22 protein-coding genes are annotated in these 24,758 nt (G+C 46.8%); 19 read left to right on the top strand and 3 right to left on the bottom strand.

Annotated elements, in window-relative coordinates:
* Positions 1 to 99: 99 nt before the first annotated feature.
* The 8 genes from IDZ20_RS06305 (at position 100) to IDZ20_RS06270 (ending at position 7,839) form a co-directional block, all read left to right on the top strand.
* Complete coding sequence (locus IDZ20_RS06305; RefSeq protein WP_188150583.1) at positions 100 to 1,290, top strand: IscS subfamily cysteine desulfurase; 1,191 nt, start codon at positions 100 to 102, stop codon at positions 1,288 to 1,290.
* A gap of 81 nt (positions 1,291 to 1,371) precedes the next feature.
* The gene (sufB, locus tag IDZ20_RS06300) at positions 1,372 to 2,811 is read left to right on the top strand and encodes a Fe-S cluster assembly protein SufB (RefSeq protein WP_188150582.1); all 1,440 of its coding nucleotides are present in this window, start codon (positions 1,372 to 1,374) and stop codon (positions 2,809 to 2,811) included.
* A gap of 106 nt (positions 2,812 to 2,917) precedes the next feature.
* Positions 2,918 to 3,679, top strand: coding sequence for a Fe-S cluster assembly ATPase SufC (gene sufC / locus IDZ20_RS06295; RefSeq protein ID WP_188150581.1), 762 nt, complete (start codon positions 2,918 to 2,920; stop codon positions 3,677 to 3,679).
* Positions 3,679 to 5,019, top strand: a complete 1,341-nt coding sequence (sufD, locus tag IDZ20_RS06290; RefSeq protein WP_188150580.1) for a Fe-S cluster assembly protein SufD — start codon at positions 3,679 to 3,681, stop codon at positions 5,017 to 5,019. Before sufC ends, sufD begins: the two co-directional genes overlap by 1 nt.
* The gene (locus IDZ20_RS06285) at positions 5,016 to 6,296 is read left to right on the top strand and encodes an aminotransferase class V-fold PLP-dependent enzyme (RefSeq protein WP_188150579.1); all 1,281 of its coding nucleotides are present in this window, start codon (positions 5,016 to 5,018) and stop codon (positions 6,294 to 6,296) included. The genes sufD and IDZ20_RS06285 overlap by 4 nt, the downstream gene beginning before the upstream one ends.
* A 45-nt stretch (positions 6,297 to 6,341) precedes the next feature.
* Positions 6,342 to 6,692, top strand: coding sequence for a HesB/IscA family protein (locus IDZ20_RS06280; RefSeq protein ID WP_188150578.1), 351 nt, complete (start codon positions 6,342 to 6,344; stop codon positions 6,690 to 6,692).
* Positions 6,693 to 6,812: 120 nt separating this feature from the next.
* Positions 6,813 to 7,349, top strand: coding sequence for a putative Fe-S cluster assembly protein SufT (gene sufT, locus IDZ20_RS06275; protein ID WP_188150577.1), 537 nt, complete (start codon positions 6,813 to 6,815; stop codon positions 7,347 to 7,349).
* A 55-nt stretch (positions 7,350 to 7,404) separates the two neighbouring features.
* Positions 7,405 to 7,839: a SufE family protein gene (locus IDZ20_RS06270; RefSeq protein ID WP_188150576.1), complete on the top strand. Its 435-nt coding sequence runs from the start codon at positions 7,405 to 7,407 to the stop codon at positions 7,837 to 7,839.
* Positions 7,840 to 7,857: 18 nt separating this feature from the next.
* Here IDZ20_RS06270 and IDZ20_RS06265 read toward each other — a convergent pair whose 3' ends face one another.
* Both IDZ20_RS06265 and IDZ20_RS06260 read right to left on the bottom strand, forming a co-directional pair.
* Positions 7,858 to 8,442: a glutathione peroxidase gene (locus tag IDZ20_RS06265; RefSeq protein ID WP_188150575.1), complete on the bottom strand. Its 585-nt coding sequence runs from the start codon at positions 8,440 to 8,442 to the stop codon at positions 7,858 to 7,860.
* 112 nt (positions 8,443 to 8,554) lie between these two features.
* Positions 8,555 to 10,855: an AsmA family protein gene (locus IDZ20_RS06260; RefSeq protein ID WP_188150574.1), complete on the bottom strand. Its 2,301-nt coding sequence runs from the start codon at positions 10,853 to 10,855 to the stop codon at positions 8,555 to 8,557.
* 326 nt (positions 10,856 to 11,181) lie between these two features.
* Between IDZ20_RS06260 and ndk the strand changes: the two genes are divergently transcribed.
* The 9 genes from ndk to der all read left to right on the top strand — a co-directional run bounded on the left by ndk (position 11,182) and on the right by der (position 20,775).
* Positions 11,182 to 11,607, top strand: a complete 426-nt coding sequence (ndk, locus tag IDZ20_RS06255; protein WP_188150573.1) for a nucleoside-diphosphate kinase — start codon at positions 11,182 to 11,184, stop codon at positions 11,605 to 11,607.
* Positions 11,608 to 11,659: 52 nt separating this feature from the next.
* On the top strand, positions 11,660 to 12,850 hold the full coding sequence (rlmN, locus tag IDZ20_RS06250) for a dual-specificity RNA methyltransferase RlmN (protein WP_223144916.1): 1,191 nt from the start codon (positions 11,660 to 11,662) through the stop codon (positions 12,848 to 12,850).
* A 235-nt stretch (positions 12,851 to 13,085) separates the two neighbouring features.
* A complete protein-coding gene (pilW, locus tag IDZ20_RS06245; RefSeq protein WP_188150572.1) occupies positions 13,086 to 13,874 on the top strand; it encodes a type IV pilus biogenesis/stability protein PilW in 789 nt (262 codons plus the stop codon).
* 94 nt (positions 13,875 to 13,968) lie between these two features.
* Positions 13,969 to 14,928 (top strand): RodZ domain-containing protein, encoded by a 960-nt coding sequence (locus IDZ20_RS06240; RefSeq protein ID WP_188150571.1) that lies wholly within the window; start codon positions 13,969 to 13,971, stop codon positions 14,926 to 14,928.
* A 79-nt stretch (positions 14,929 to 15,007) separates the two neighbouring features.
* Entirely contained in the window at positions 15,008 to 16,120 is a 1,113-nt protein-coding gene (gene ispG / locus IDZ20_RS06235; protein WP_188150570.1) for a flavodoxin-dependent (E)-4-hydroxy-3-methylbut-2-enyl-diphosphate synthase, read from the top strand.
* A 43-nt stretch (positions 16,121 to 16,163) separates the two neighbouring features.
* Complete coding sequence (gene hisS / locus IDZ20_RS06230) at positions 16,164 to 17,447, top strand: histidine--tRNA ligase (RefSeq protein WP_281250547.1); 1,284 nt, start codon at positions 16,164 to 16,166, stop codon at positions 17,445 to 17,447.
* A gap of 23 nt (positions 17,448 to 17,470) precedes the next feature.
* The gene (locus IDZ20_RS06225; RefSeq protein ID WP_188150569.1) at positions 17,471 to 18,154 is read left to right on the top strand and encodes a YfgM family protein; all 684 of its coding nucleotides are present in this window, start codon (positions 17,471 to 17,473) and stop codon (positions 18,152 to 18,154) included.
* A complete protein-coding gene (bamB, locus tag IDZ20_RS06220; RefSeq protein ID WP_188150568.1) occupies positions 18,154 to 19,305 on the top strand; it encodes an outer membrane protein assembly factor BamB in 1,152 nt (383 codons plus the stop codon). Before IDZ20_RS06225 ends, bamB begins: the two co-directional genes overlap by 1 nt.
* Positions 19,306 to 19,380: 75 nt before the next feature.
* Complete coding sequence (der, locus tag IDZ20_RS06215; protein WP_188150567.1) at positions 19,381 to 20,775, top strand: ribosome biogenesis GTPase Der; 1,395 nt, start codon at positions 19,381 to 19,383, stop codon at positions 20,773 to 20,775.
* A 26-nt stretch (positions 20,776 to 20,801) separates the two neighbouring features.
* Here der and IDZ20_RS06210 read toward each other — a convergent pair whose 3' ends face one another.
* Positions 20,802 to 21,785: an acetylating acetaldehyde dehydrogenase gene (locus tag IDZ20_RS06210; protein ID WP_188150566.1), complete on the bottom strand. Its 984-nt coding sequence runs from the start codon at positions 21,783 to 21,785 to the stop codon at positions 20,802 to 20,804.
* A 640-nt stretch (positions 21,786 to 22,425) separates the two neighbouring features.
* Between IDZ20_RS06210 and IDZ20_RS06205 the strand changes: the two genes are divergently transcribed.
* On the top strand, positions 22,426 to 23,667 hold the full coding sequence (locus IDZ20_RS06205) for a hypothetical protein (protein WP_188150565.1): 1,242 nt from the start codon (positions 22,426 to 22,428) through the stop codon (positions 23,665 to 23,667).
* A 77-nt stretch (positions 23,668 to 23,744) separates the two neighbouring features.
* A partial coding sequence (locus tag IDZ20_RS06200; RefSeq protein WP_188150564.1) for a DUF6976 family protein occupies positions 23,745 to 24,758 on the top strand: 1,014 nt, incomplete at its 3' end.

Below are 24,758 nucleotides of genomic sequence, written 5' to 3'. Positions count from 1 at the left end.
CTCTGCCAGTCGCAACTCATTTTGAGTCTTGGTCATAAGCCCAGATTAGTTTTGACAGACAGCAATCTTATTAACTGCTTAGTAATTTGAAGTAACTCTATGCAAATGCCCGTATATCTAGATTATGCAGCTACCACGCCCGTCGACCCTAGGGTTGCCGACGTGATGCATGCCTGTCTGACGATGGATGGCAATTTTGGAAACCCAGCTTCGCGTTCACATATTTATGGCTGGAAGGCAGAAGAGGCGGTCGAAAATGCCCGTGCTCAAGTAGCGGAACTGCTGAATGCCGATACGCGCGAGATTGTTTGGACCAGCGGCGCAACAGAATCCAATAACCTCGCTATCAAAGGCGTGGCTCACGCTTGCAGCGGGAAAGGCAAACATCTAGTTACCTCGGTGCTCGAACATAAAGCTGTTATCGATTGTTTTAAGCAATTGCAGGGGCAGGGTTTTGAGGTTACGTGGTTAGAGCCTGATGAGGATGGTCGAATTTCGGCAGCGAGTGTTGCTGAGGCTATTACTGACACCACGACGCTAGTATCGATAATGCACGCTAATAATGAAATTGGTGTAATAAATGACATTCGCGCTATAGGTAATGTCTGTGCGGAACGCGGTGTGTTTTTTCATGTTGACGCGGCGCAGAGCGCGGGCAAATTAAAAATTGACACGGCAGCGCTGGCAGTCGACTTATTGTCTTTATCTGCACACAAGTTTTACGGCCCCAAAGGTATTGGTGCCCTCTATGTTAAACGTTCGTCGCAGGTTCCTATAGAGCCGCAAATTCACGGCGGTGGCCACGAGCGAGGTTTGCGCTCTGGTACTTTACCCACCCATCAAATCGTTGGGTTAGGTATGGCCGCACAAATTGCAGCCGAACAATTGGGAACCGATAACGCGCGTATATTGTCGTTGCGCAATCAGTTTCTGCAAGGCTTTTGCAATCTATCTGATTGGCGTGTGAACGGCTCGTTAGATCATCGCTTACCGGGTAATGCGAATGTAAGTTTCGCTTACGTGGAGGGCGAAAGTTTGTTGATGGCGCTGCGCGAGCTTGCAGTGTCCACGGGTTCGGCCTGTACATCAATGACTGTCGAACCTTCCTATGTGTTGAAAGCAATAGGGTTGAGCGATGCGCTTGCTCATAGCTCGATAAGGTTTAGTTTTGGCCGCTACACGACAGCTGAAGAAGTTGAATTTGCGGTAGAAAAAGTTAAGCACGCGGTTAACCACTTGCGTGCACAATCGCCCGAATGGGTTGCAAAAATGGCTGCTGTTGAATCCTAAACGGTTGAATCGCGGCGAGCACTATTGAAATCGTTCGCACTAGTCGAACTCCTTATGTATTTTTAATCATCTGGCAATGTTATGTCCCAAGAACAGATTGACCAACTAATTCAAAAAGAATACGCCGCAGGGTTTGTTACCAATATTGAGTCAGATACTCTTGCTCCAGGCCTTAATGAAGACGTGATCGCCTTTATTTCCGCAAAAAAGAACGAGCCGGAGTGGATGTTGGAGTGGCGTTTAAAAGCCTACAAAGTTTGGAAAGAAATGGTTGAGCCTGAATGGGCTCATGTTCATTATCCAAAAATCGATTTTAACGAGGTGTCGTACTATTCGGCCCCCAAGAGCATGGCCGATCGCCCGCAAAGTTTGGACGATGTAGATCCCGAGCTACTGGAAACCTACAAAAAGTTGGGGATTCCGCTGCACGAGCAGGAGGCCTTGGCTGGCGTTGCAGTTGATGCCGTATTTGATTCGGTATCGGTTGGTACAACCTTCCGCTCTAAGCTAAAAGAAGTCGGTGTTATTTTTTGTTCCATCTCGGAAGCGGTACACGAGTATCCCGAGCTGGTAAAAAAATATTTGGGCAGTGTGGTTCCGCAAAAAGATAATTTCTACGCAGCACTGAACTGTGCGGTATTTAGTGATGGTTCTTTTGTGTATATCCCCAAGGGGGTGCGCTGCCCAATGGAGCTATCGACCTATTTTCGAATCAATGAATCGAAAACAGGCCAGTTTGAACGCACGCTGATTATTGCCGACGAAGGTAGCCATGTAAGTTACCTCGAAGGTTGTACTGCGCCGATGCGCGACGAAAACCAATTGCATGCTGCCGTGGTTGAACTGGTAGCTTTGGATAATGCCAAAATAAAGTACTCTACCGTGCAAAACTGGTATCCCGGCAATGCGCAGGGCATGGGTGGAATTTACAACTTCGTTACCAAGCGCGGTATTGCTCATACCAATGCGCATATTTCGTGGACGCAAGTTGAAACTGGCTCTGCCGTTACATGGAAATACCCAAGCTGTATTTTGAAAGGTGATAACAGTGTTGGCGAGTTTTATTCAGTCGCCTTAACCAATAATTATCAGCAGGCCGACACCGGCACAAAAATGATCCACTTGGGTAAAAATACCCGCTCTACAATTATTTCGAAAGGTATTTCCGCCGGTAAAAGTTCCAATGCTTATCGCGGTTTAGTTCGAATGAACCCCGGTGCTGAGGGCGCGCGTAACTTTACTCAGTGCGACTCATTGTTAATTGGCGATCAGTGCGCGGCTCATACCTTCCCCTATATCGAAAGTAAAAATCCTTCCGCAATTATCGAGCACGAAGCAACAACCTCGCGGGTAAGTGACGATCAAATGTACCTTTGTCAGCAGCGTGGTATTAATCCAGAAAAAGCCGTGTCGATGATCGTTAACGGGTTTTGTAAAGAGGTATTCAAAGAATTGCCGATGGAGTTTGCGGTCGAAGCGGGCAAGTTGTTAGAAGTGTCGCTTGAAGGATCGGTTGGCTAAAAGCGCAGCTTATAGCGGGTGCCGAGTTTTAAAAATACAGACATAGAACAAACTTAATTTAGTCATTCCCCAAAGTATTGGGTAAGAAATACGGAGCAATTACCGAATGTTGTCAATAAAAGATCTTCACGCGAGTGTCGAAGATAAGCAGATACTGAAAGGTTTAAATTTAGAAATTAAGCCAGGTGAAGTTCACGCGATTATGGGGCCAAATGGTTCCGGTAAAAGCACTACCGGACATGTGTTGTCTGGGCGTGAAGGTTATAACGTGGACAGCGGAAGTATCGTTTTTAACGGCAAAGACCTGCTTGAGATGGATACCGAAGAGCGCGCCCGCGAAGGCTTGTTTCTGGCTTTTCAGTACCCCGTAGAGATTCCTGGCGTGAGCAATATGGAATTTATGAAGGCCGCGGTAGATGCCGTTCGTGAACATCGTGGTGAAGAGCCATTGGATTCTGTGAGCTTTATGAAAAAAGCGCGCGAACGTTGTAAGGCGGTGAATCTGCCGATCGACTTCTTAAAGCGCGGTGTGAACGAAGGCTTTTCGGGCGGCGAAAAAAAGCGCAACGAAATCATGCAAATGATGTTGCTCGAACCCAAACTTTGTATTCTTGACGAAACCGACTCCGGTTTGGATATTGATGCGTTGCAGGTTGTCGCAGATGGCGTAAACGCGCTGCGAGATTCTGGCCGGTCTTTTATTGTGGTAACCCACTATCAGCGTCTACTTAACTATATTGAGCCAGACTACGTTCACGTTTTATCCGATGGCCGGATCATTAAGTCTGGCGATAAATCACTTGCTCTTGAGCTGGAAGAAAAGGGTTACGGTTGGTTAGTTACCGCCGACGAGGAAGGTGTAGCCTAATGGCCGAATTTGTAAAGCAAGCAGCGCAGCTCACCGCATTAGGCCCGCTCACATGGCTTTCAGAGTTTTGTTCGGAAGCGCAGCAGCAGTGGCTCGGTGCGACCTTACCCAATCGCAAAGTGGAAAATTGGAAGTACACCAATATCCGCGCTTTGGAGCAGGGCGATTATCTTAACTTGGCCACCAAGGCTGGAGACGCCGCGGTTTCGACTGAGAGTGATTGTCAGAAAACGGTAGCGATTTGCGATATCGCAGGCTTAGATAGCGTGCGGATGGTGTTCGTTAACGGTGAGTTGTGTGAGCGACTTTCCGAAGGTTTCGATCGATTGCCAGCAGGTGTACAGCTGGTTAATTTCGCTAAAACGAATAGCGCCCAGCAAGATTTAATTAAACGGCATCTTGGTAGCGCTCTGGACACCACTAAGCATCCCTTTACTGCATTAAATGCGAGCCAGTTGGTCGATGGCGTTTTTTTACATGTTGGCAAAAATACGGTTTGTGAAACACCTATTCAGATTGTGCACCTACAGGCTACGACTGATCAGGCGATAACTATTCAGCAGCGTTTGTTAGTTGTGTTAGAGCCTAATAGTCAAGCCACTGTGGTTGAACATTTTCCAGATAGCGCCAATGTGAAGGCCTTTACGAATGGTGTTACTGAACTATTGTTGGCGGAAAATGCTCAACTTAATCATTACCGTCTTAACCTTGAAGGTGACCAAACCTTTCACCTTGGTGGTGTGCACGCACGTCTTGCCGCAGGGGCGAATCTGAATAGTTTTTATTTGGCATTAGGTTCGGTATTAAAACGTAATGATGTCGTGGTCTATCATGCGGGTAGCGGTGCTCATTGCGATATTAACGGCCTGTATTTGCCGCGCGGTAACGAACAAGTTGATTATCACACCTGTATTGAGCATGCGGTTCCGCATTGCACCTCCGATGAGAGTTTCCGCGGTATTATTGCCGACTCTGCTAAAGCGATTTTTAATGGCCGTATTCATATACATCGGCAGGCACAGAAAACCCTCGCGCAAATGAGCAATAAGAATTTGCTAACCAGTAATAAAGCCGAAATTGATACAAAACCAGAGCTCGAAATTTATGCTGATGATGTGCAGTGCGCACACGGAGCAACTATCGCGCAGCTCGATGATACGGCCATGCACTATTTGCGTACGCGCGGCGTTTCAGCGGCTGAGGCAAGTGTGATTTTGAGTTTTGGCTTTATCAACGAACTGGTTAACGATGTTAAGCACGAAGCAATTGCGCGCTATTTGCGGCCGTTTCTGGCGAAGAGTTTTGTTAAGGACGAAACGCTAACGAGGCATATATTGTGAGTGAAAATGCCGAGCTAAGCGCTGAGGTAAATCCTTGCGATGCAAACTCTGCGGTAACGCGAGGATTTGATGTCGCTCGCGTGCGTGCGGACTTTCCTATCTTGGCTCAGCAAGTAAATGGCAATCCGTTAGTCTATCTCGACAACGCCGCAACGACACAAAAGCCCAACGCCGTAATCGATGCAATTAGCAACTATTACCGCTTTGACAACTCTAATGTTCATCGCGGTGCGCATGCGCTTAGTGATCGCGCCACAGAAAAATTCGAAGGCGCTCGTGATACGCTCGCTCGATTCATTAATAGCCCCAGGCGCGAGCAAATTATTTGGACGCGCGGCACCACCGAAGCCATTAACCTAGTTGCCTTTAGTTGGGGGCGTGTAAACCTAAAGTCGGGCGATACGATACTGGTGTCTTCATTAGAGCATCATTCCAATATTGTTCCTTGGCAAATGGTTGCTGCCGAAGTTGGGGCTAAAGTAGTGCCAATACCGATTTCTACCCAGGGTGAAATTGACATGGTGGCGCTAGCTAACATGCTCGATGAGTCTGTGAAAATTGTTTCCGTTGGCCATGTCTCTAATGCTCTGGGGACGGTAAACCCTGTTGCCGACATTGTTCGTTTGGCTCATGGAGTTGGTGCCAAGGTGCTTGTAGATGGAGCGCAGGCGATTGCGCATTTCGAAGTGGATGTACAATCACTTGATTGTGATTTCTATGTGTTTTCGGGCCATAAAGTCTTTGGGCCGACGGGGATAGGTGTATTGTGGGGTCGAGAGTCACTTTTAAATGAAATGCCTCCATGGCAGGGCGGCGGTGAAATGATCGAAACCGTCAGCTTTAGCGGCACCACTTATAATGTTTTACCCTACAAGTTTGAAGCGGGTACACCGGATATCGCCGGTGCAATTGGGCTTGCCGCAGCGGTGGATTATTTGACTGGCTTAGATCGCGTTGCATTGGCTGCGCACGAAGCCGATTTGCTGAGCTACGCCTACGCGAGCGCGAAAAATTGTGCCGGGTTAACCAGAGTTGGTGAAGCCGCTAATATTGCCGGTGTGTTTAGTTTTCTTTTAAACGGCGCTCACCCCTCAGATGTTGGAACGTTGTTGGATCACCAAGGGGTGGCGGTACGTACCGGACATCACTGCGCTCAACCGCTGATGGCTAACCTAGGTATCAGCGGTACGGTAAGAGCATCTTTTTCAATTTATAACACCCGCGAAGATGTCGACCGATTGTTCGCGGCGCTTGAAAAAGTTAAACAGTTTTTGTAACTCAACCCTATTTACGACGGTCAGTTTTAAGTGAGGCAATGTGCCATGACAGTTGAAACCTTTAGTGCGGCAGACGCGATTACAATCACGCCTACAGCCGCAGAACATTTTTATCAGCAACTGCAAAAAAGCAAAGCCGCTGCTTTGCGTATCAGTTTAAAGGAGAGTGGTTGTACAGGTTTTATGTACGTTATTGATGAGGTCGAATCGGCGCAGAGTAACGATATAGAGTTTACCTTGGACAACGGTGTGCAGATCTATATGGATACAACCCATATGGCAGCGATTCACGGTACCGTAGTTGATTATGTGCGCGACGGTTTGAATCAAAATTTAGTGTTAAATAATCCCAACGTAAAAGAATCCTGTGGCTGTGGCGAAAGTTTTAGTGTGTGAAGGCTGTTTAGTACGAGTCTTTTTAGGCTCAATTGTTTAAACCGTGTTGTTATTGATACGCTCTTCCAAATTTTCGACAGCTTAGACTTTGTGGAAATCCCCCCAAATTAGGAAAACAATATGTCTGAACAACGTATGGTAACGACGCTCCGAGATTGTCCTGCGCGCTTAGTGCCGGTAGGCGATGCCGTTACCATTCCTGCGCATAATTTTATTACCATAACCCAATCGCTAGGCGGTAATTATACTGTTGTCTACCAGGGCAATATGTTGCGCGTCGATGGCACCGATGCCGATGCACTGGGTTTAGCTAAATATGAACTCAGTTTTACTCAGCCAGAAGATAAAGATATTCATATCGAACAAGTTTGGCAGGCGCTGGAGACTATTTACGACCCAGAGATACCCGTCAATTTACGTAGTCTAGGATTGATCTATGACGTGAAGCTTGATCAAGCGGCTAAAAAAGTTAACATTGAGATGACTCTTACTGCTCCTGCTTGTGGCATGGGGCCAGTGCTTGTCGGCGATGTGAAATACCGAGTTGCTATGGTGCCGAATGTCGACGAGGTTGAGGTTAATCTCGTGTTCGATCCACCTTGGCATCGAGATATGATGTCGGAAGAAGCGCAGTTAGAAACCGGAATGTTTTTTTAGTGCTGAATTGCAGAAGTGTTGCAAGATTGAAAATTAATGACTTTGTAGGCAGTGCATGACAGATACAACCAAGAATGCTTTTGGCACCAGGATAACGGCGGAAGATATCGTCGAGACACTCGAGTTTTTCGATTCATGGGAAGATAGGTATAAGTACATTATCGATCTTGGTAAAGAGTTGCCTGCAATGGATGCAGACAAAAAAAACGATGCTCATATCGTTCGTGGTTGTCAGAGCCAGGTATGGATAGATGCGCAACTCGTCGATGGCCGCTATTGGTTTGAGGCCGATAGCGATGCTTTTATTGTGAAGGGCTTGCTTGGTGTTGTGCTGGCGGCCTATAACGGGAAAGCCGCCGCGGATATTCAATCGTTTGATATTGAGGCGTATTTCGACACCATTGGTTTACTTAAACATCTCAGCCTTACGCGCGGCAATGGTTTGCGCGCAATGGTCGAACGCATTAAAGCCACGACCGCGCCGGCTTAGTACACAAGTGCTCTAGAATTAGAGCGCTTGTTTTAAAGCTGCTTCCAGCTTTGATTCTGTTGGCTCTACGTTACTGCCAAAATGTTCCACCTTGCCTGCACTCGTTATTAAATACTTATTAAAATTCCAGCTCGGCTTCGAGGTTTCGCTATTGAGATGGCTGAACACAGGGTTGGCGTCGCTGCCGCGTACGTGAGTCGGCGATAGCATGGTAAAGGTTACGCCGTAATTTTTGTAACAAATGGTCGCGGCTTCCAGTTCACTGCCAGCTTCTTGCTTAAAATCGTCGGATGCGAAACCGACAAGCTCTACGCCGTCGGCTTTGTATTTTTGATAGAGCGCTTCTAACCCCTTAAATTGGCGTGTGTAGCCGCAGTGGCTGGCGGTATTTACGAGCACCATGGGTTTACCCTTGTAAAGTGAACATAGGTTTACCGACTCGCTACTGTGTAGCTTTTTAAACTCTTGGTTTAAAAAGGCTGGGCAACTGGGTGCCGTAGCATCTGCGCTATCTGCATTGGTTGCTGCGCTAATCGTTACAAGGCTAATAGTCGCCGCGCCAATAAAAGTGCTTAGTAATACAGAAATATTTTTATGAAACATGCTCGTTGTCCTCTATTTAATCGCGAGTGGGTTTGTTCGGATCATCCTGTAATTCGTCTCGAATAGCGGTAGCGATTGACGCTATGTGTTATCCGAAAAATGCGCTAATTGTCTAATCTTTACCCATAAGGCTTTTGAATTTATCTTCGAGTTTATCGGTCTTTTCCTTCAGTTTTGCTTTGCTATCTTTGAGTTCTTCAGCCGCTTTTTCTTGTAGCTTCTGTCGCTCGTCGGCAACTTCACTTTCGGCTTTGTCTTTTAGCTTGTCGCGTTCTTCACGATATTCGGCCTCCGCTTTGTTGCTGATTTTATCGGCTTCTAGCTTTGCCCTCAGCTTAAGTTTGTCGCCAATACGGGCGCGGTCCGGTAGGCAGGTGTCGTAGTTAATCGTGTCGATATTACCTTTACACAGTAAGGGTAAGGTTTTATTTCTCCAACTATCGTTAAGCGCTGGGCAGCGTTTGTCGCTAGCAAATGTGGCGAGGCTAATGTCGATGGGGAAATTAAAGTCGCCTGAACTAAGCACTATTTTACCGCTAGCCTTGGTACTCAGTTTTTGGATGCTCGCTAAAAGCTCGGTTACCTGTACGCCGTTGTCGGCGTAGATTAGTTTTGCTGTAACGGCCTCGAGTTCAGTGTATTCCTCCCACTTATGTTCGGTACTGGATGTACCAAGTGTGCTTAACGAGGTGATCAGTTCACAATATTCTTGAGTAAGGTTTAGCGAGCTAATACGCATGTTGTTCGCGTTGACCTTAGCGTCGGCGATAAAATTATTAATTAGAGCTTTGTCTGTGTCGCCTTTACTGGAGCCTTCGGCAAGAACATCAACACGTCCTTGTAATTTATCGAAATCGGCAAGCTGGGTTAGTGCTGCGCCAGCATCTATGTTTTTCGTTTGAACTTTATAGTTTAGCGACGAAGGTTTGGCATTGGCGTTAAGTTTTACATTGGCGGTCGCACTGCCACCGAGTAGTTCGAGCTTGTTTAGTTGAAGGCTCATGTAGCCTTTCTGCGCTTTTATGTCCAATTCAAGGTTCTTGAATGACTGCTCGTACAGTGTGATGTTGCCGGCGCTGAAGCTGAGGCTCAAATCTAGACTACGCATGAGTTCAAGTGGTAATTCTGTTGCTGTATCGCTGTTTTCATCCTCAGCTTGCGGTGCTGTCTCTGCGATATAATCGTCGAGATTGATCGAGTCTAGTCGCCAGATTCCTTGAATCTTTCCAATAGTAGAGGACGATCCAGTTGTGCTGTCGCTGGTAAGACTGTATTCAAGGTTGCCGGTGATTTGACTGTCGTCCATTGAAACCTGAGTTTTGTTCAACTGGATCTTGTCTTGATTGATCGAGAAAGCGGTGGCTAGGCCCAGTTTGCTGAAGTTAAGCTTTGTACGTGTTGCTGGTGCTTCTAGATCAAAAACCTCTAGCCAGGGGCGCGGGTTAACCATGCTAGTCGCGAGCTTGCCGATGACATCTACCCCATCAGTCCAATCGACTAAGGCGGAAAGGGTAAGCTTTGCTTGTGCGGTGGAGAGCTTGTTTGTGCTTATGTCGAACTCTGCAGAGACGATTTCTAGGCGCGGCTGAGCCGATTCAAATTTTAGACGGGTGTCGATAATGACGCGAAGATCTGGAGTGTCGGCCTGTTTGATCGTCATATCCAAGTCGAGTGGAAATTCATTACCCTTGAGATTGACGTCGCGACCGCGCAAATAAGCTAGGTGTATATCCGCAATGGCGCTTGAGGAGGCATCTCGATAGCTAATGTTAAGGTTGTGGGTGTCGATTGAGCTGATTCTGATCTCTGTAGCGGAATGGGTTTTCGTTGCCACGTCGGTTCTGGGTTCAGTTCCAGCCACAGGTGGGGAACCGTTAGGAGCACTGGGTGGAGCGCTTGCAGCCTGGTTCTGCGGAGCAGTCTCGGTTTTGGCGGTTAACTTGTCCCAGTTTGAACTGCCATCTTTGCCAATATGGTAGTTCAGGGTGACGTCGTTTAGCACAACTGAGACCACTTCGATTTTGCGTTTAAATAAGGGGAGCATTGCGACGCCTAGCTCCGCCCGGCCGATATCGAGTAGGGGTGTTTTAATTGGCGGTGGTTCTAAATGCGTTTGCTGGGGCGCGAGGGGTGTTTTGTGTGCTTCATTGATGCGCACGTCCTCGACTTTAACTCCAACGATAGGGTAAAAGCTCCAGCTGAGGTCTCCGCCTAGTGTTGCACTAAACCCTTGTTCTGCCAGTGCTTTTTCTAGCTGTGGCTTGAGTATGTTAGGGTCCAGCGTCAAAAAGGCGATGGCTAGAGCCATAAATGGAGCTATGACCAAGGCTGCAAGAATGGCGATGCCTTTCCATAGTGTGGAGGTCTTTATCAGTTTTGGCGACTCGCCATTTAGTCCCTTTGGTGCGGTCATTTTCTTTTGGCCTCAGTGTTAGTTACCCTTCAGAGGGCGTTACTGGTCGCAGGTTCCCTCTATCTCTTAATATTCCTTCTGACTTTTCGTGACATATCTAGCTTCATATGGTGCTATCTTGGTAGCCTCGTATTTTTGCGGAAAGGGGTGGAAACCTTTACCGGCAGGGCTATTTCGCTGGGTTTTGGGTAGCTTGCATATAAATTTACACTAGATCCACGTATAATCCCTCGGTTTAGTGGATGTAGTATGCAGTGCCAAAGCGGTTGAAACCCGTTGTTTTGGGTTACGACCTTCCTCACTTGAGTTCAAGGAGATAAATCTAGATGGCTACCGAGCAAACCTTGTCAATTATTAAACCGAATGCCGTACGGAAAAATGTAATTGGCGATATTCTACGCCGCTTTGAGGAGGCAGGACTGAAAATTGTTGCCTCTCGTATGATGTATCTGAACGCGAGTAAAGCCGGTGGTTTTTACGCCGAGCATGAAGGTAAGCCATTTTACGATGATCTAGTCGATTTCATGACCTCGGGACCCATTGTAGTGCAGGTTCTAGAGGGCGAGAATGCGATTTTGTTGAACCGTGAGCTTATGGGGGCGACAAATCCCGCCAATGCAGACGACGGCACTATTCGTAAGCTTTATGCAGATTCGCTGAGTTTTAACGCGGTTCACGGCTCCGACAGCCCGACATCTGCCGCTCGCGAAATTGCTTATTTTTTCAATGAAAATGAGATTTTTTCACGCTGAGCGTGAATGAGGTATCGAACACGTGAGTTGTAATAGCGCCGACAAGCCCCCCATGTCTAATAGTTCTGCCGATAGTGGCATTACTACGCCCGCCACCAAAGTAAACCTTATGGGGATGGGGCAGGCGCGTATGGAAGCATTTTTTGAAGAGCTGGGCGAAAAAAAGTTTCGCGCCACCCAGATGTTAAAGTGGATACATCAACTGGGTGTCACCGATTTTCAGCAAATGTCGAACGTCAGTAAAGATTTGCGTAACAAACTTTCGGAGCTTGCCGAAGTGCGCGCGCCAGAGGTGATTCAGCAGCTCGATTCTGCCGACGGTACCCGCAAGTTTTTGATTCGGGTTAGCGGCGACAACGCGGTCGAAGCGGTGTTTATTCCCGAAGGTGAGCGCGGCACTTTGTGCGTGTCTTCTCAGGTTGGTTGTTCACTCGATTGTAGTTTTTGCGCAACCGGTAAACAGGGTTTTAATCGCGATCTAACAACAGCGGAAATTATCGGTCAAGTTTGGATTGCAGCACGTTCGTTTGGGCAGTTACAGGAGACGCCAGTTCGCGGCGCTCGTCGTGTGACTAATGTCGTTATGATGGGAATGGGTGAACCCTTGTTGAATTTTGACAATGTGGTTGAGTCTATGAATCTGATGATGCATGACAACTGTTACGGTATTAGCAAGCGTCGGGTTACGCTCAGTACATCTGGTGTAGTACCAGCGCTGGATCGCTTGGGTGAACACACCGATGCCTGCTTGGCTATTTCGTTGCATGCGCCGAACGATGAACTGCGCAACCAGCTTGTGCCAATTAATAAAAAGTATCCTATTGCGCAACTATTGGCGTCGGCTAAACGTTATATCGACGGGCTGCCAGATCAGCGCCGTAAGATTACCATTGAATATACGCTAATCGATCATTTGAACGACCGACCTGAGCATGCGTTTGAATTAGCAGAACTGCTCAAGGATGTACCGGTAAAAATTAACTTAATTCCGTTTAATCCATTTTCATTATCAAATTACAAGCGGGTTAGCAACAACGCGATGCGGCGTTTTCAAACCATCTTAATTGAAGCTGGTTATACCACTACTATTCGCACTACTCGCGGTGATGATATCGATGCTGCTTGTGGCCAGTTGGCAGGGCAGGTCGAAGATAGAACCAAGCGCAGTGCACGCTACAAACTTGATCACCAAGCTTTTCTTGATGCGTCGAACGATGTTATTCCCGTGAAGATGGTCAATTAAGCGGTATTAATTCAGCACAGCAAACTAGGCCGCAAAAAAAGCGTTTAAATACGAATAAAATACAGGCCGAATACCTGAGTTACACGGACAAAATTTAAAAACGTACACTTAGAAGGCTATGGCGCTAAGTGCAACGCATTTTACATATAAAGTCATACTAACTCGCTCGCATGCTTACATAGTATAAGTATGCGATTACTGTCAAATGCACTCACTGGGGGAGGTGATATTGGAAATGCTTAATACCACTGCTGCTATAAGTTTGAAGCGTATGGCGATACTGCTACTGGCCATTAGTTTGTGTGCTTGCGTCACGTCGTTTGAAACACCACAGCAAAAGAAAATAGATACGCAGCAAGCACTGGAAGCGAATATTAAGTTAGGTATGACCTATCTCCAGCAAAATAATCGCGAGGGCGCTTTGCGTTCGTTCAGTAAAGCGCTTGAGTTGAATAAGAAGTCTGCCGAAGCACATCAGGGGATGGCTCTTATCCATCAAATGAACGGTGAATTTACCCAAGCGGAAGCAAGTTACAAAAAGGCGTTGAAAGGGCAGTCGGACTTTTCCCGAGCGGGTGTTGAATTTAGTTACGGCAGAATGTTGTATGAGCAGGGGCGTTTCAAAGAGGCGAATCCATTATTTGAAGATGCAAGTACGGATATGTCTTATCCGCGCCGCCCGGAAGCTTTACTTTATGTTGGTCGAACTGCGCTTATGCTTGAAAACGTCGAGCGAGCGAAAGGTGCATTTCAGCACAGTTTAAATTTAGATCCGCGCCAGGCTCAGTCTGCATTAGAGCTTGCCGATATGGCATTTGCCGATCGCGACTATAGTGCAGCGAAAAATTACCTTGATCAATTCAGTAAAAATTCACGTCATTCGCCGCGTAGCCTGTGGCTGGGAATCCGTATAGAGCGGGTTTTTGGTAACAAAGATAAAGAGTCCAGCTATGTTTTGGCTCTCAAGAATCTATACCCCTACTCGAAGGAGTATCTCGAGTACAAACGTTTTAGTGAATTGTAGAGAGCGAATACCAGTAAGTGAGTGTCACTCACGTGTTCGGGCAAGTGTTCGACGTCGTGCGAACTTTACCCCTCACCCAAGATAATAAAGCCACATGATGAATGTAAATTTAACAACGGTTAATGAAGAAGAGTTACAGCAATTGCTTGATAGTGGCAGGCCCGGTGCTGTTTTACGCTTGGTGCGTGAAGGTAAGCAGTTGGTACTTGACGATATCGCCAAAGAAACTTTGATTCCCGTGAGGAAGTTGGCAGCTCTAGAGGACGACGATTACGCTCAGCTTGGCGCAGAAACTTTTGTTATTGCCTATCTGCGAAAGTATGGTCGTATATTGGAGCTGAATGCAGATGAGTTGGTCGATGCTTTAGTTGGTAAGTTACATCCTACCCAAAATGTTATTGGCTCGGCGACGGTAGTACCGGACAAAGCCTTGGCGGTAAAGGGGGAGAGAAGGTATAAGAAGTTTCCTTTGCATTGGTATGTGGCTGGTTTGGCCGTCGTTTGGATTGGCGTTGTAATGGTTTTTGGCGGCGATGATTCTGAGCAGGCGTCCGATGCGGTAGGCGCATTATTGGGGCCGGAGTCTTCGCTAGTAGTAGATTCGGTTGGCGTAGAAGTGGCTGTTGCCGAGGATACTGAGCTTTCGGGCGAGCTGGAGCAGTCCAATGCGCTAATGCCAGCGAATGACGCTTCGGCGGCAGAAACGGTATCCACATTGGCGGCCAGTGCCGGAAGAGATCTTGTCGAATCAGTCGAAGCACCTGTCGATGAGACTCCTGTAGCTGTGACCGACATAGCTGCGACCGAACATTTGGGCGACATATTGATTTTTAACTTCTCTGATGATTGCTGGGTGCAAGTAACTGATGCCACGGGCGAGGTATTAATTGCGAAGAGCAAGCATGCAGGGGATAATCTCCAGCTTTTTGGTAAGGCCCCCTTTAATGTGATGCTGGGCAATGCTCGTGCCGCGGATATATCGATTAATGGCGAGCCTTATAGCATTGTACCTGTAGCGGGGCACAATTCGCTTCGCTTTAAAGTGTCGCCCTAGCCGAGTTGCTAGTGCTTGATGTTACGAAATTGCCAGATTCAGCCCGAAACACAATCGATTTAGATAGGTAGTTAAACAGATGTTCTACGAATCGCCGATCAAGCGACGCAAGTCACGTCAAATTATGGTGGGTAACGTACCGGTAGGTGGCGATGCTCCGATTAGTGTGCAGAGCATGACTAATACGGAAACCACTGATGTTGCGGCCACAGTTGCCCAGATCCAGCGAATTCAGAATGCCGGTGCCGATATTGTGCGTGTGTCTGTCCCTAGTATGGAAGCGGCAGAAGCGTTTGGTAAGATCCGCAAGCTCGTTACAGTGCCGCTGGTAGCCGATATCCATTTTGACTATCGCATTGCGCTGCGAGTTGCTGACCTTGGAGTCGATTGCCTGCGTATCAACCCAGGGAATATCGGTCGGGAAAAACGTATCGAGGCGGTAGTTAACAAGGCTCGAGACCTCAATATTCCAATTCGAATTGGCGTTAATGCTGGTTCGTTAGAGAAAGATTTACAGCAAAAATACGGTGAGCCAACGCCAGACGCGCTGGTGGAATCCGCGCTGCGGCACGTTGATATTTTGGATCGTTTAGACTTCCAGAATTTCAAAGTCAGTGTTAAAGCGTCCGATATTTTTATGGCGGTAGCCGCCTATCGTAAGTTGGCACAGCAAATTGATCAGCCTTTGCATCTTGGTATCACTGAAGCTGGCGGCTTGCGCTCTGGGACAGTCAAGTCATCCGTTGGTCTCGGTATTTTGCTGATGGATGGAATTGGCGACACGGTAAGGGTTTCGTTGGCCGCCGATCCAGTAGAAGAAGTTAAAGTTGCTTGGGATATGCTGAAAAGCCTAAAACTGCGCAACAAAGGTATTAATTTTATCGCTTGTCCAAGTTGTTCGCGTCAGAACTTTGATGTGATCAAAACCATGAACGAGTTAGAGATGCGCTTGGAAGATATCACTACGCCGTTGGACGTGGCAGTCATCGGTTGTGTCGTGAATGGGCCTGGCGAAGCGAAAGAAGCCGATATTGGTTTGGCCGGCGGTACACCTAAGAATCTTATTTATGTGGGTGGTGTGCCAGATCAAAAGTTGGAGCAGGGCAACTTAGTCGAGAATCTTGAGCGGTTGATTCGCAAGCGAGCCGCAGAAAAAGAAGCACAAGAGAAAGACATCATAGCGAAAGCCTAGCGGGCTATTTTAGTATTCAAAACAAAAGATTTAGGGCAACACATTGAGTCAGCAGTTAAAAAAATTACAGGCTGTTAAGGGTATGAACGACCTCCTGCCGGAGGAGTCTCCTTATTGGCAATATCTAGAAGCTCAAATTGCAGAAACCGTGCAGGGCTATGGTTATCAAGAAATACGCTTCCCTATTTTGGAAGCTACCGAATTGTTTAAACGCTCTATTGGTGAAGTAACCGATATTGTTGAAAAAGAAATGTACACGTTTGACGATCGCAACGGTGATAGCCTAACGCTGCGGCCTGAAGGTACGGCATCTTGTGTGCGTGCCTGTGAAGAGCATCAGATGCTTTACAATCGGGCCACGCTCACGCAAAAGCTTTGGTATACCGGTCCGATGTTCCGCTATGAAAAGCCTCAAAAAGGGCGCTTGCGCCAATTCCATCAGTTTGGAGTAGAGGCGTACGGCTATCTTGGGCCGGATGTCGACGCTGAATTGTTAATGATGACTGCTCGTTTATGGCGAGTGTTGGGGATTGATCAGGCGGTGACTTTGCAGATCAATAGTCTCGGTAGCAATGAATCGCGTCGAGCTTATCGCGATGCATTAGTAGCTTATTTAGAGGCGCGTAAAGATCAGCTGGATGAAGATAGCCAGCGTCGCTTAACGACTAATCCACTACGTATACTCGATAGCAAAAGTGCCAAAACTCAGTCGTTACTTGATGGCGCACCAGATTTGGCGGACTATCTCGACGAGGAATCGCGGCAGCATTTTGCACAATTGCAAGAATTGCTGAAGGGTGCCGGCGTTGACTTTACGGTAAATACTCGTCTTGTTCGCGGCTTAGATTACTACGGGAAAACGGTATTTGAATGGGTTACCGATCGTCTTGGTGCGCAGGGAACTGTGTGTGCGGGTGGTCGTTATGACAAACTTGTAGAGCAATTAGGTGGTAAACCAACCCCGGCGGTCGGTTTTGCCATGGGCTTGGAGCGTTTAATTTTACTGTTACAGGAATTAAACGCTTTTCCCGAGGAAATTTCTCGCGCGACTGATGTCTATGTCGTGGCAGTTGGCGAGGTAATGCCGCAAGCCTTCGCTTTAGCCGAAGTTTTGCGGGCGAATTCACCTTATCTGCGGGTACAGGTGAATTGTGGTGGTGGTAATTTCAAGACCCAGTTGAAAAAAGCAGACCGCAGTGGTGCGGAAATCGCCCTGATACTAGGGGAGACAGAAGCCGCTGCTGGTGAAGTAGGTGTTAAATACCTGCGTACAGAAGATCCACAAACAACAATAAAACAAGAAGACGTATCAACCCTAATTTTTTAGGCATTATCGTTTAGGAGCGACAAGTGGCAGATCATATTACAGAAGAAGAACAAATCGAAGCATTGAAAACCTGGTGGAACGATAACTGGGTATCTATTGTGCTCCCTATCTTAATTGTCATCATTGGCTACGCAGGTTGGAACCTTTGGGGTGGCTATAAAGAGTCGAAAGCGGCCGAGGCATCCAAGCAGTTCGAAACGCTGATGAACACTTATCAAGACACATCTGCACCGTTAACCGGCGAACAAAAAACCGAGCTGGGTGTTATCGCGAACGATGTGGCAGCGGAACGCAGCGGCACTTTGTATGCCGATATGGCCAACCTAATTTTGGCGCGCTTAAGTGTTGAAGACAACCAGCTAGATGCCGCCGAGTCGCGGTTACAGTCAGTTGTTGACGGCGGTTCAAATTTGGCTATGCAAGAGCTTGCTAAGGCTCGATTAGCACGCGTTCTTTCTGCAAAGGGTGAATACGATGCGGCATTAGCGGCGGTAGCTAACCCTACCTCAGACAGTTACAAATCGCTTTACGCTGAAATTCGCGGCGATATTTATCTTGCGCAAAGCAAGATGGCTGAGGCAAATACGGCGTACAGCATGGCGCTGGATACTTTGCCGCCAAGCGAGTTTAACCGGCGCGGCCTGATTCAACTTAAATTGGATGCAGTTTCGTTACCTCAAACTGTAAGCGCAGGGGGAGATGCTTAATGCTGCGTTTGTTAGCAGTTGTTTGCTTGTTGGCATTGTTGTCGGCTTGTGAGTCTAACGACCCGAAAGTGTTAGCCATGAAGCCCGCCGACTTGGTGGAGTTTACCCCCACTGCTAAATTGCAGAAGATATGGAGCTCAAGTGCAGGTGCCGGGCAAGATACTCGCTACTCTCGTTTTGAGCTTTCCCTGAGTGATAATCGGTTATTCGCGGCGGATACAAAAGGTAGAGTCTATGCCTTCGATGCCGAAAGCGGTAAGAAGCTATGGAGTGTGGACCTAGATATATCTGTATCGGCTGCTATTGGGAGTGATGGCGATCGGCTATTGCTTGGCACCTACAACGGTACGCTCCATGCGTTGGATATCAATACCGGTGAGCAGTTGTGGCAAGTTAAAGTGTCCAGCGAGGTCGCTGCTACGCCTGCAGGTAACGGTGATATCGTAGTTGCAACAACAGTTGACGGCGTTGTTTATGCGCTCGAAGCAAGTACTGGTGCCGTGCGCTGGAGTTACGATCACACAGTGCCAATTCTCAGTTTGCGCGGTAGTGGTTCGCCAGCACTGACGGCAAGCCAAGTTATAGTGCCCTTTGATAACGGCCAGTTGGTCAGTATGTCTTCCAGTGACGGCTCTACCCAGTGGGAAGCTCGTATTGGTCGTCCTCAGGGACGCACGGAGTTGGAGCGCATCGTTGATATCGATGGCACTCCTATTGTTGACGGTAGCTTTATTTATGCCGCTACCTATCAAGGTAGTATTATGGCGTTGACTCGCGGTGCTGGTCGTACCCAGTGGTCGAAAGACATGTCGACGACTCAGAATATAGCGCTCGCATCCGGCAAGTTGTTCGTCAGTGGTGATGACTCAACGGTAACGGCCTTTAGCGCTATGGGCGGTGAAACTTTGTGGGAAAACTCCGCATTAAAACGTCGGAATATCGGTGCTCCGGCCGGCATAGACGATTATGTCGCGGTTATAGATGCCGATGGATACCTACATCTACTGCAACAGAGTGATGGCGCTTTTGCCTATCGCTTTAAGCCTCGTGGTGATACGTTTCGATCGCCGATGTTGAGTGCCAATGGATCCTTGTACATTTTGGCCGACAACGGCAAACTCACAGCCTATAAAGTAGCCAGCAAACCATAGCGGTTATTATTAGCCTATATTAAGGTTGTACCCTTCGGGTACAACCTGTTGTTTTAAGACTCATTGAGTAACCCCATGATACCTACCATTGCCCTGGTCGGCAGACCAAATGTCGGCAAATCCACGCTATTTAACCGTCTTACTAAGACTCGTGACGCTATTGTTGCTAATTTTTCGGGGCTCACTCGAGACCGAAAGTATGGCGAGGGAGAGTTTGAGGGGAAACGTTTTGTCGTTGTCGATACCGGTGGTATTAGTGGCGACGAAGAAGAGGGCATTGATACCCTTATGGCTGGACAATCTTTGCTGGCGATGGAAGAGGCCGATATCGTACTGTTTATAGTGGACTGTCGAGAAGGTATAAGTGTTGCTGATCAACAGATAGCTGACCACCTTCGTATGACCCATAAAAGTGTGGTTGTGGTTGCCAACAAAACGGATGGATTAAACCCCGATGTAGCAATAGCCCCATTCTTTGAGCTGGGTTTGGGCGATGTTGTCCCGATCGCGGCTGCTCATGGCCGTGGCGTGAAGGCGATGATGGAATCGGTATTGGCGGATGTCCCACTTTACGAGCCGCCAGAGGAAGACGCCAAACGAGGCATAAAAATGGCTATCATTGGCCGGCCAAATGTGGGGAAGTCGACCCTTGTAAATCGTATGCTCGGTGAAGAACGTGTCGTTGTGTTCGATATGCCAGGTACCACTCGAGATAGTATTTACATCGATTATGAACGTGATGGTAGTACCTATACGATTATTGATACCGCTGGAGTTCGACGTCGCAAGAACGTAACCCTTGGCGTCGAAAAGTTTTCGATTATCAAAACGCTGCAAGCCATGGATGATTCCAATGTGGTGATTTTGGTGCTTGATGCTCAAGAGGGGATAGTCGATCAGGACTTACATCTTATGGGTCACGCAATTGAAAGTGGTCGAGCGCTGGTTGTCGCATTGAATAAATGGGATGGTTTAGAGAACGATAGTAAAAGCTATATTAAACGGGAGCTAGAGCGACGCCTGCGGTTTGTCGATTTTGCCGATATCCATTTTATCTCTGCACTACATGGAACCGGTGTTGGCAATCTGTACAAGTCTGTACATAGAGCCTATAAGTCGGCAACTGAAAAATATTCTACCAACTTCTTAACACGAATTTTGGAGGATGCGGTTGTTAGTCATCCGCCGCCGATGATTAGAGGGCGACGTATCAAGCTGCGTTATGCCCACGCAGGTGGACACAATCCTCCGATTATTGTTGTGCACGGTAATCAGACAGACGAAGTGCCAAGCCACTATGCGCGTTACCTTGAAAAGACATTTCGCAAGGCTCTAGATTTACACGGTACACCTATTCGCATGGAGTTTCGCTCTAGCGACAATCCTTTTGCTGGACGTAAAAACAAGCTTACCGAACGCCAAGTATCGAAAAAACGTCGCTTGATGCAGCACGTCAAAAAGAAAAAATAACCCTAGCAGGAAGCCGCTAGTCGTTATTATATGCCGTTCGAAACTCTCGCGCGGCTTCGACCAAATCCAATCTTCGAAAAGATAGACGAAATCTCCTCACTGGGCAGTTCTGTCGTGTCGCCGACAAATCCTGTTTTCCCTAAGCTTGCCGCGTAGCGCTCAGCCACTGCGATGGCAGCGCAGTTAATAATATCTAAATTACCTGCGTAGCTGGGTATCCAATCTCCTAAGCCTCTAATGCTAACCACAATCTCAATTTCTCCATTGTGGTATTTAGGCGTGCCGACAATTTGGTAGCCTGGTACATAGCTTCGTATGGCGTTGAGTCTTTCCATTAATGGTGCGTAAAGGTGTTCCATATCGGCGCAGTTGGTTTGCGCGCGAATAACCGTAACCATATCGGGCTTCCAACTACTGCGCTCGACTTGTAAATCTACAGAAACGTTTTGAATGCCAGAAAAATGCGTAATAGCGTGCGCCGTACTGGCGTAGTATTCATCTATATTGGCAAGTGTGCCTGGTCCGACAGAATCTTCGGCGAGGTGTGAGTGTATTTGTACCGCAGAGATGTTTGGGAAAACTGAGCTAAGTACATGAATTACCGGAATAGACGCCTGACCACCACAGGTAACTAGGTTCACATTATCGGCGGTGATAATAGTGTCCGGATTAATAGATGGAATACAGAATTCACCCACCTTTGCGGGGGTTAGATCTATTGCCTTGATGTTGGCTTCACACAAAACTTGTGCGTGGTAGGGGTGGTGCGCCGCTGTGGTCACATCGAATACGAGATCGAGTGACTCAGAGAATGTCGCAATCGCATCAATACTACGATGTGAGACATTGACGCCGAGGCTGGCGGCCTTGCGAATGCCTGGTGACTCGGCATTTCTTCCTGCAAATAAAATACAATTTAAAAGTGGTGACCTAAGTAACTTCAGTAATAGATCAGTCCCTAGCTTTCCGGTACCGATAATACCCACATTTAATCTTGAATGTGCTTCCATGGAACATTGCTCCTATTTTACGACTAATAGAAATATAAACGCCCTGAGGAAAAGTCTATTTGAAATATGTGGGGCTATGTGTAGATTAGTGCGTCAATTGATATGTATGCACGCCAACACCTGAGAATAAGAACTGCTAGGCATTTACTTACGCTACTGGGTCACACAAAAAAAATCGATTGATACTGTTACTGTGGAGTATGGTGCTTTCAAAAAAACATAAGCGTTTTGTTATGCGCTTAATGTATGCGTAGCTTGAATTTATTTTAACGGTTAAGAGATGTGTAAAATAATTTGATATACACGAAGAATATAAAAAAACTTTTATTTCAATTGTTTTACAATACATTAGAATGAATAGTTCTATACTATGCTGCTTGCGCTGGGAATTTTTACGCATAATCAGAATTGGTTTGCTTTCGGTGTTTCGTGATCTGTGTCAGTTTTTAAACGATACTGATAGAGTGTTTTAAATCGTCACGAATTAAACGTCGTTGGATTATAAAAGCATATGTTCGCCCGAATTTTATTTTCTCGATAGCGTTAGGGGAAATAAAATGTGGTGAATGTTGAGCTTTAGCTTAAGTTTGTCCTACAGTAATTGCGTGGGAGCGGCTTTGACAATAAATAGAGGTCATGAATGGAACGGATTGAACTGAGTGTCTTACAAGATGCGTTGGGTATAGGTGCGCCTTGGGCAATTAAATCTGTGGTAGTTGATGCTGAAAATCAGCGTTTTAACATTCATTTGGATCTCCATGACCGTAAAAAAGTACTAGGATTTTTTGATGGCGGTCGTAAAGATTCGCAGTCGTTAGCGGTGGGAGCTTGGCAGTATCAGACTGTTGGAAATTTCCGCTGTATTATTCATGCCGCGATTCCTGTTGCTAGTGACTCGGGTGTAACCAGTCCGGCGGTTATGTCCTTGGCTGCATTTTTGGGACACCCTTCACGTAGCTATTCGAACTTAATTCGACAGCAGGTGGCGCTTGCCGAATTAAAGGGAATGGACGTCAATGTGATGTCTTCAGTTTTTGGCTTGGAGCCTTCATTAATTACGACAATACTCGATGACCTACAAAAGTCATCTGTTCAGTCACGCTCTTTAGCCTTTTTGCCGACCGAAGTTGATCCGAGTTGGAATAAAATATTACGCGATCAAATGCTAATAAAAACAACATCTTTACCGTTAAAGTTGTTGTTGAGCAAGATGAAGCTAACTGCTAATAAAGTATCTTCAGAGCAGCAGCGCCAGGAGTTGGTGCAAGAATTACGACAATTTTTTGTAGCTAATACGGCTGTTTTAGATTCTGAAATAGATCAGATATGCGGGATTAGTGGGAATACAATGCAGCAGCGGGTAAAGGTTGCAAAAACCCAGCAGAAGTTGGTTCTGCCCGCGTTAAAAAATCCATTATGGCTAGACTTATTGAGTGGCAAGTTAAAGCTTAATTCGCAGAGCGTACCGCTAAACTTGTTGATCAGTCGACAGCGCATGGCCTTTCTACAAGGGCATAATGTGCGCGAGAAGGTTCAGGCCATTGAGACAATTCGAGAATACTTTCGCAAGAATTATCGTTCATTAAAACCCGAATTAGTATTGCTGAATCGAGCGATGGATATTCGTAGTAAAACCTTATTGCGTTTGCCTGAGGCTGATAATGAAATATGGCAAAAGGTGCTAACTGACGACAGTTTTGTGCCTAGCGATAATGTAGCTTATAAATTATTGCTAGCAAAGTTGCGTAGTCAGTTGGCGCGTGATGACGATGGCGGTATTAAAATTGAAGCTGCTACGCGTGTCCGAGAGTTTATTAAGCAGAATCAGAAATCTATGCGCAGAGAGTTGGATACACTAATCGCTAAAGTTGGTGCTGTTTAAGTAGTGTTTAATTTAAGTGTCGTTTGGTAGTAATCCTAAATTAACTAGTGTCATCCAAAGTAGTCGTGGAGTGAATCATGTCAGGAGAAGGAATTATCAAGTTTTCAAATTCGTCGGTCGATAGAGCTGCTGTTGAAGAAATGATCACTCGGGGTGATTATCTGGTAATAGCCGGTGACGAAAAAGTTTTAGCGTCCTTGCCGTCGGGAAACTGGATCGCAGGAACCATTCCCTATTTTATGACTAGCGAAGGCGGTAAGGTTGAGCAGGACCGTTTATACGTGAATCAAATTAGTGGCTTTGCTCCAGGGCAAGTGCCGCGTATGTCGTTGTATGATGTTAATTCTATATCGCGTATCGCGCAGGAAGCTCCAGAGCAAGGCTTCACGATTTTGATTTTACCGTCCGGTTCACAAGTTCATCTGGATTATGCTCAGAATGCCCCAGATTATAAGAATATGTATTTTTCTCCCATTGTCGGCTGGATCTCAGGTGTCCATTTAGATGAGCTAAGTGAGCGCAGCGCTAAGGTTGGCTTCGGCCCCGCATCGGGTATGTTGAGTGATACTCAAGCTGCCGCTATGCATATTCCTTTAACGGATCAGCAAGTCGCGAAAATCAAGATCATTAATTTGTTTCAGCAGGGCGCGGGTAGTGTTATTAGGTTCGCTGAGAAAGGCTTTTCAGTGACTACGGCTAATATTGGTGGTGTTGATCTTAGTTTCGCCGACTATATTCGAGAAAATAAAATCGATACACGTTTGCCGTTGGTTGCGAATTATTCTGGCGTGATGATTAACGTCAGTATTCAAGAGGTGCTAGATGACAAGGTTAATCTTTATGCGCCGGTTTTTTCTGATGTGGACTATTACTTTGCGAAGCCTGTTGATAATTACGTTGAAGAATTTAATACAGCGTTGCCCGCTGAGGATACAGACAATGTCGCGTTTTGCTGTAACTGTATTTTGAACTTTCTTTACTCTGAGCTGGAAGGCAAAAAAACTGGGAAGCTTACGGGGCCGATTACCTTCGGCGAGGTGGGTTACCAACTGTTGAACCAAACAATGGTGTATTTGACGTTAGAGTCGGTG

The sequence above is a fragment of the Teredinibacter waterburyi genome, from assembly GCF_001922985.1.
GTDB lineage: Bacteria > Pseudomonadota > Gammaproteobacteria > Pseudomonadales > Cellvibrionaceae > Teredinibacter > Teredinibacter waterburyi.
The sequence above is the reverse complement of the archived record's forward strand: the minus strand, read 5'-3'. Positions and strand labels throughout refer to the sequence as shown.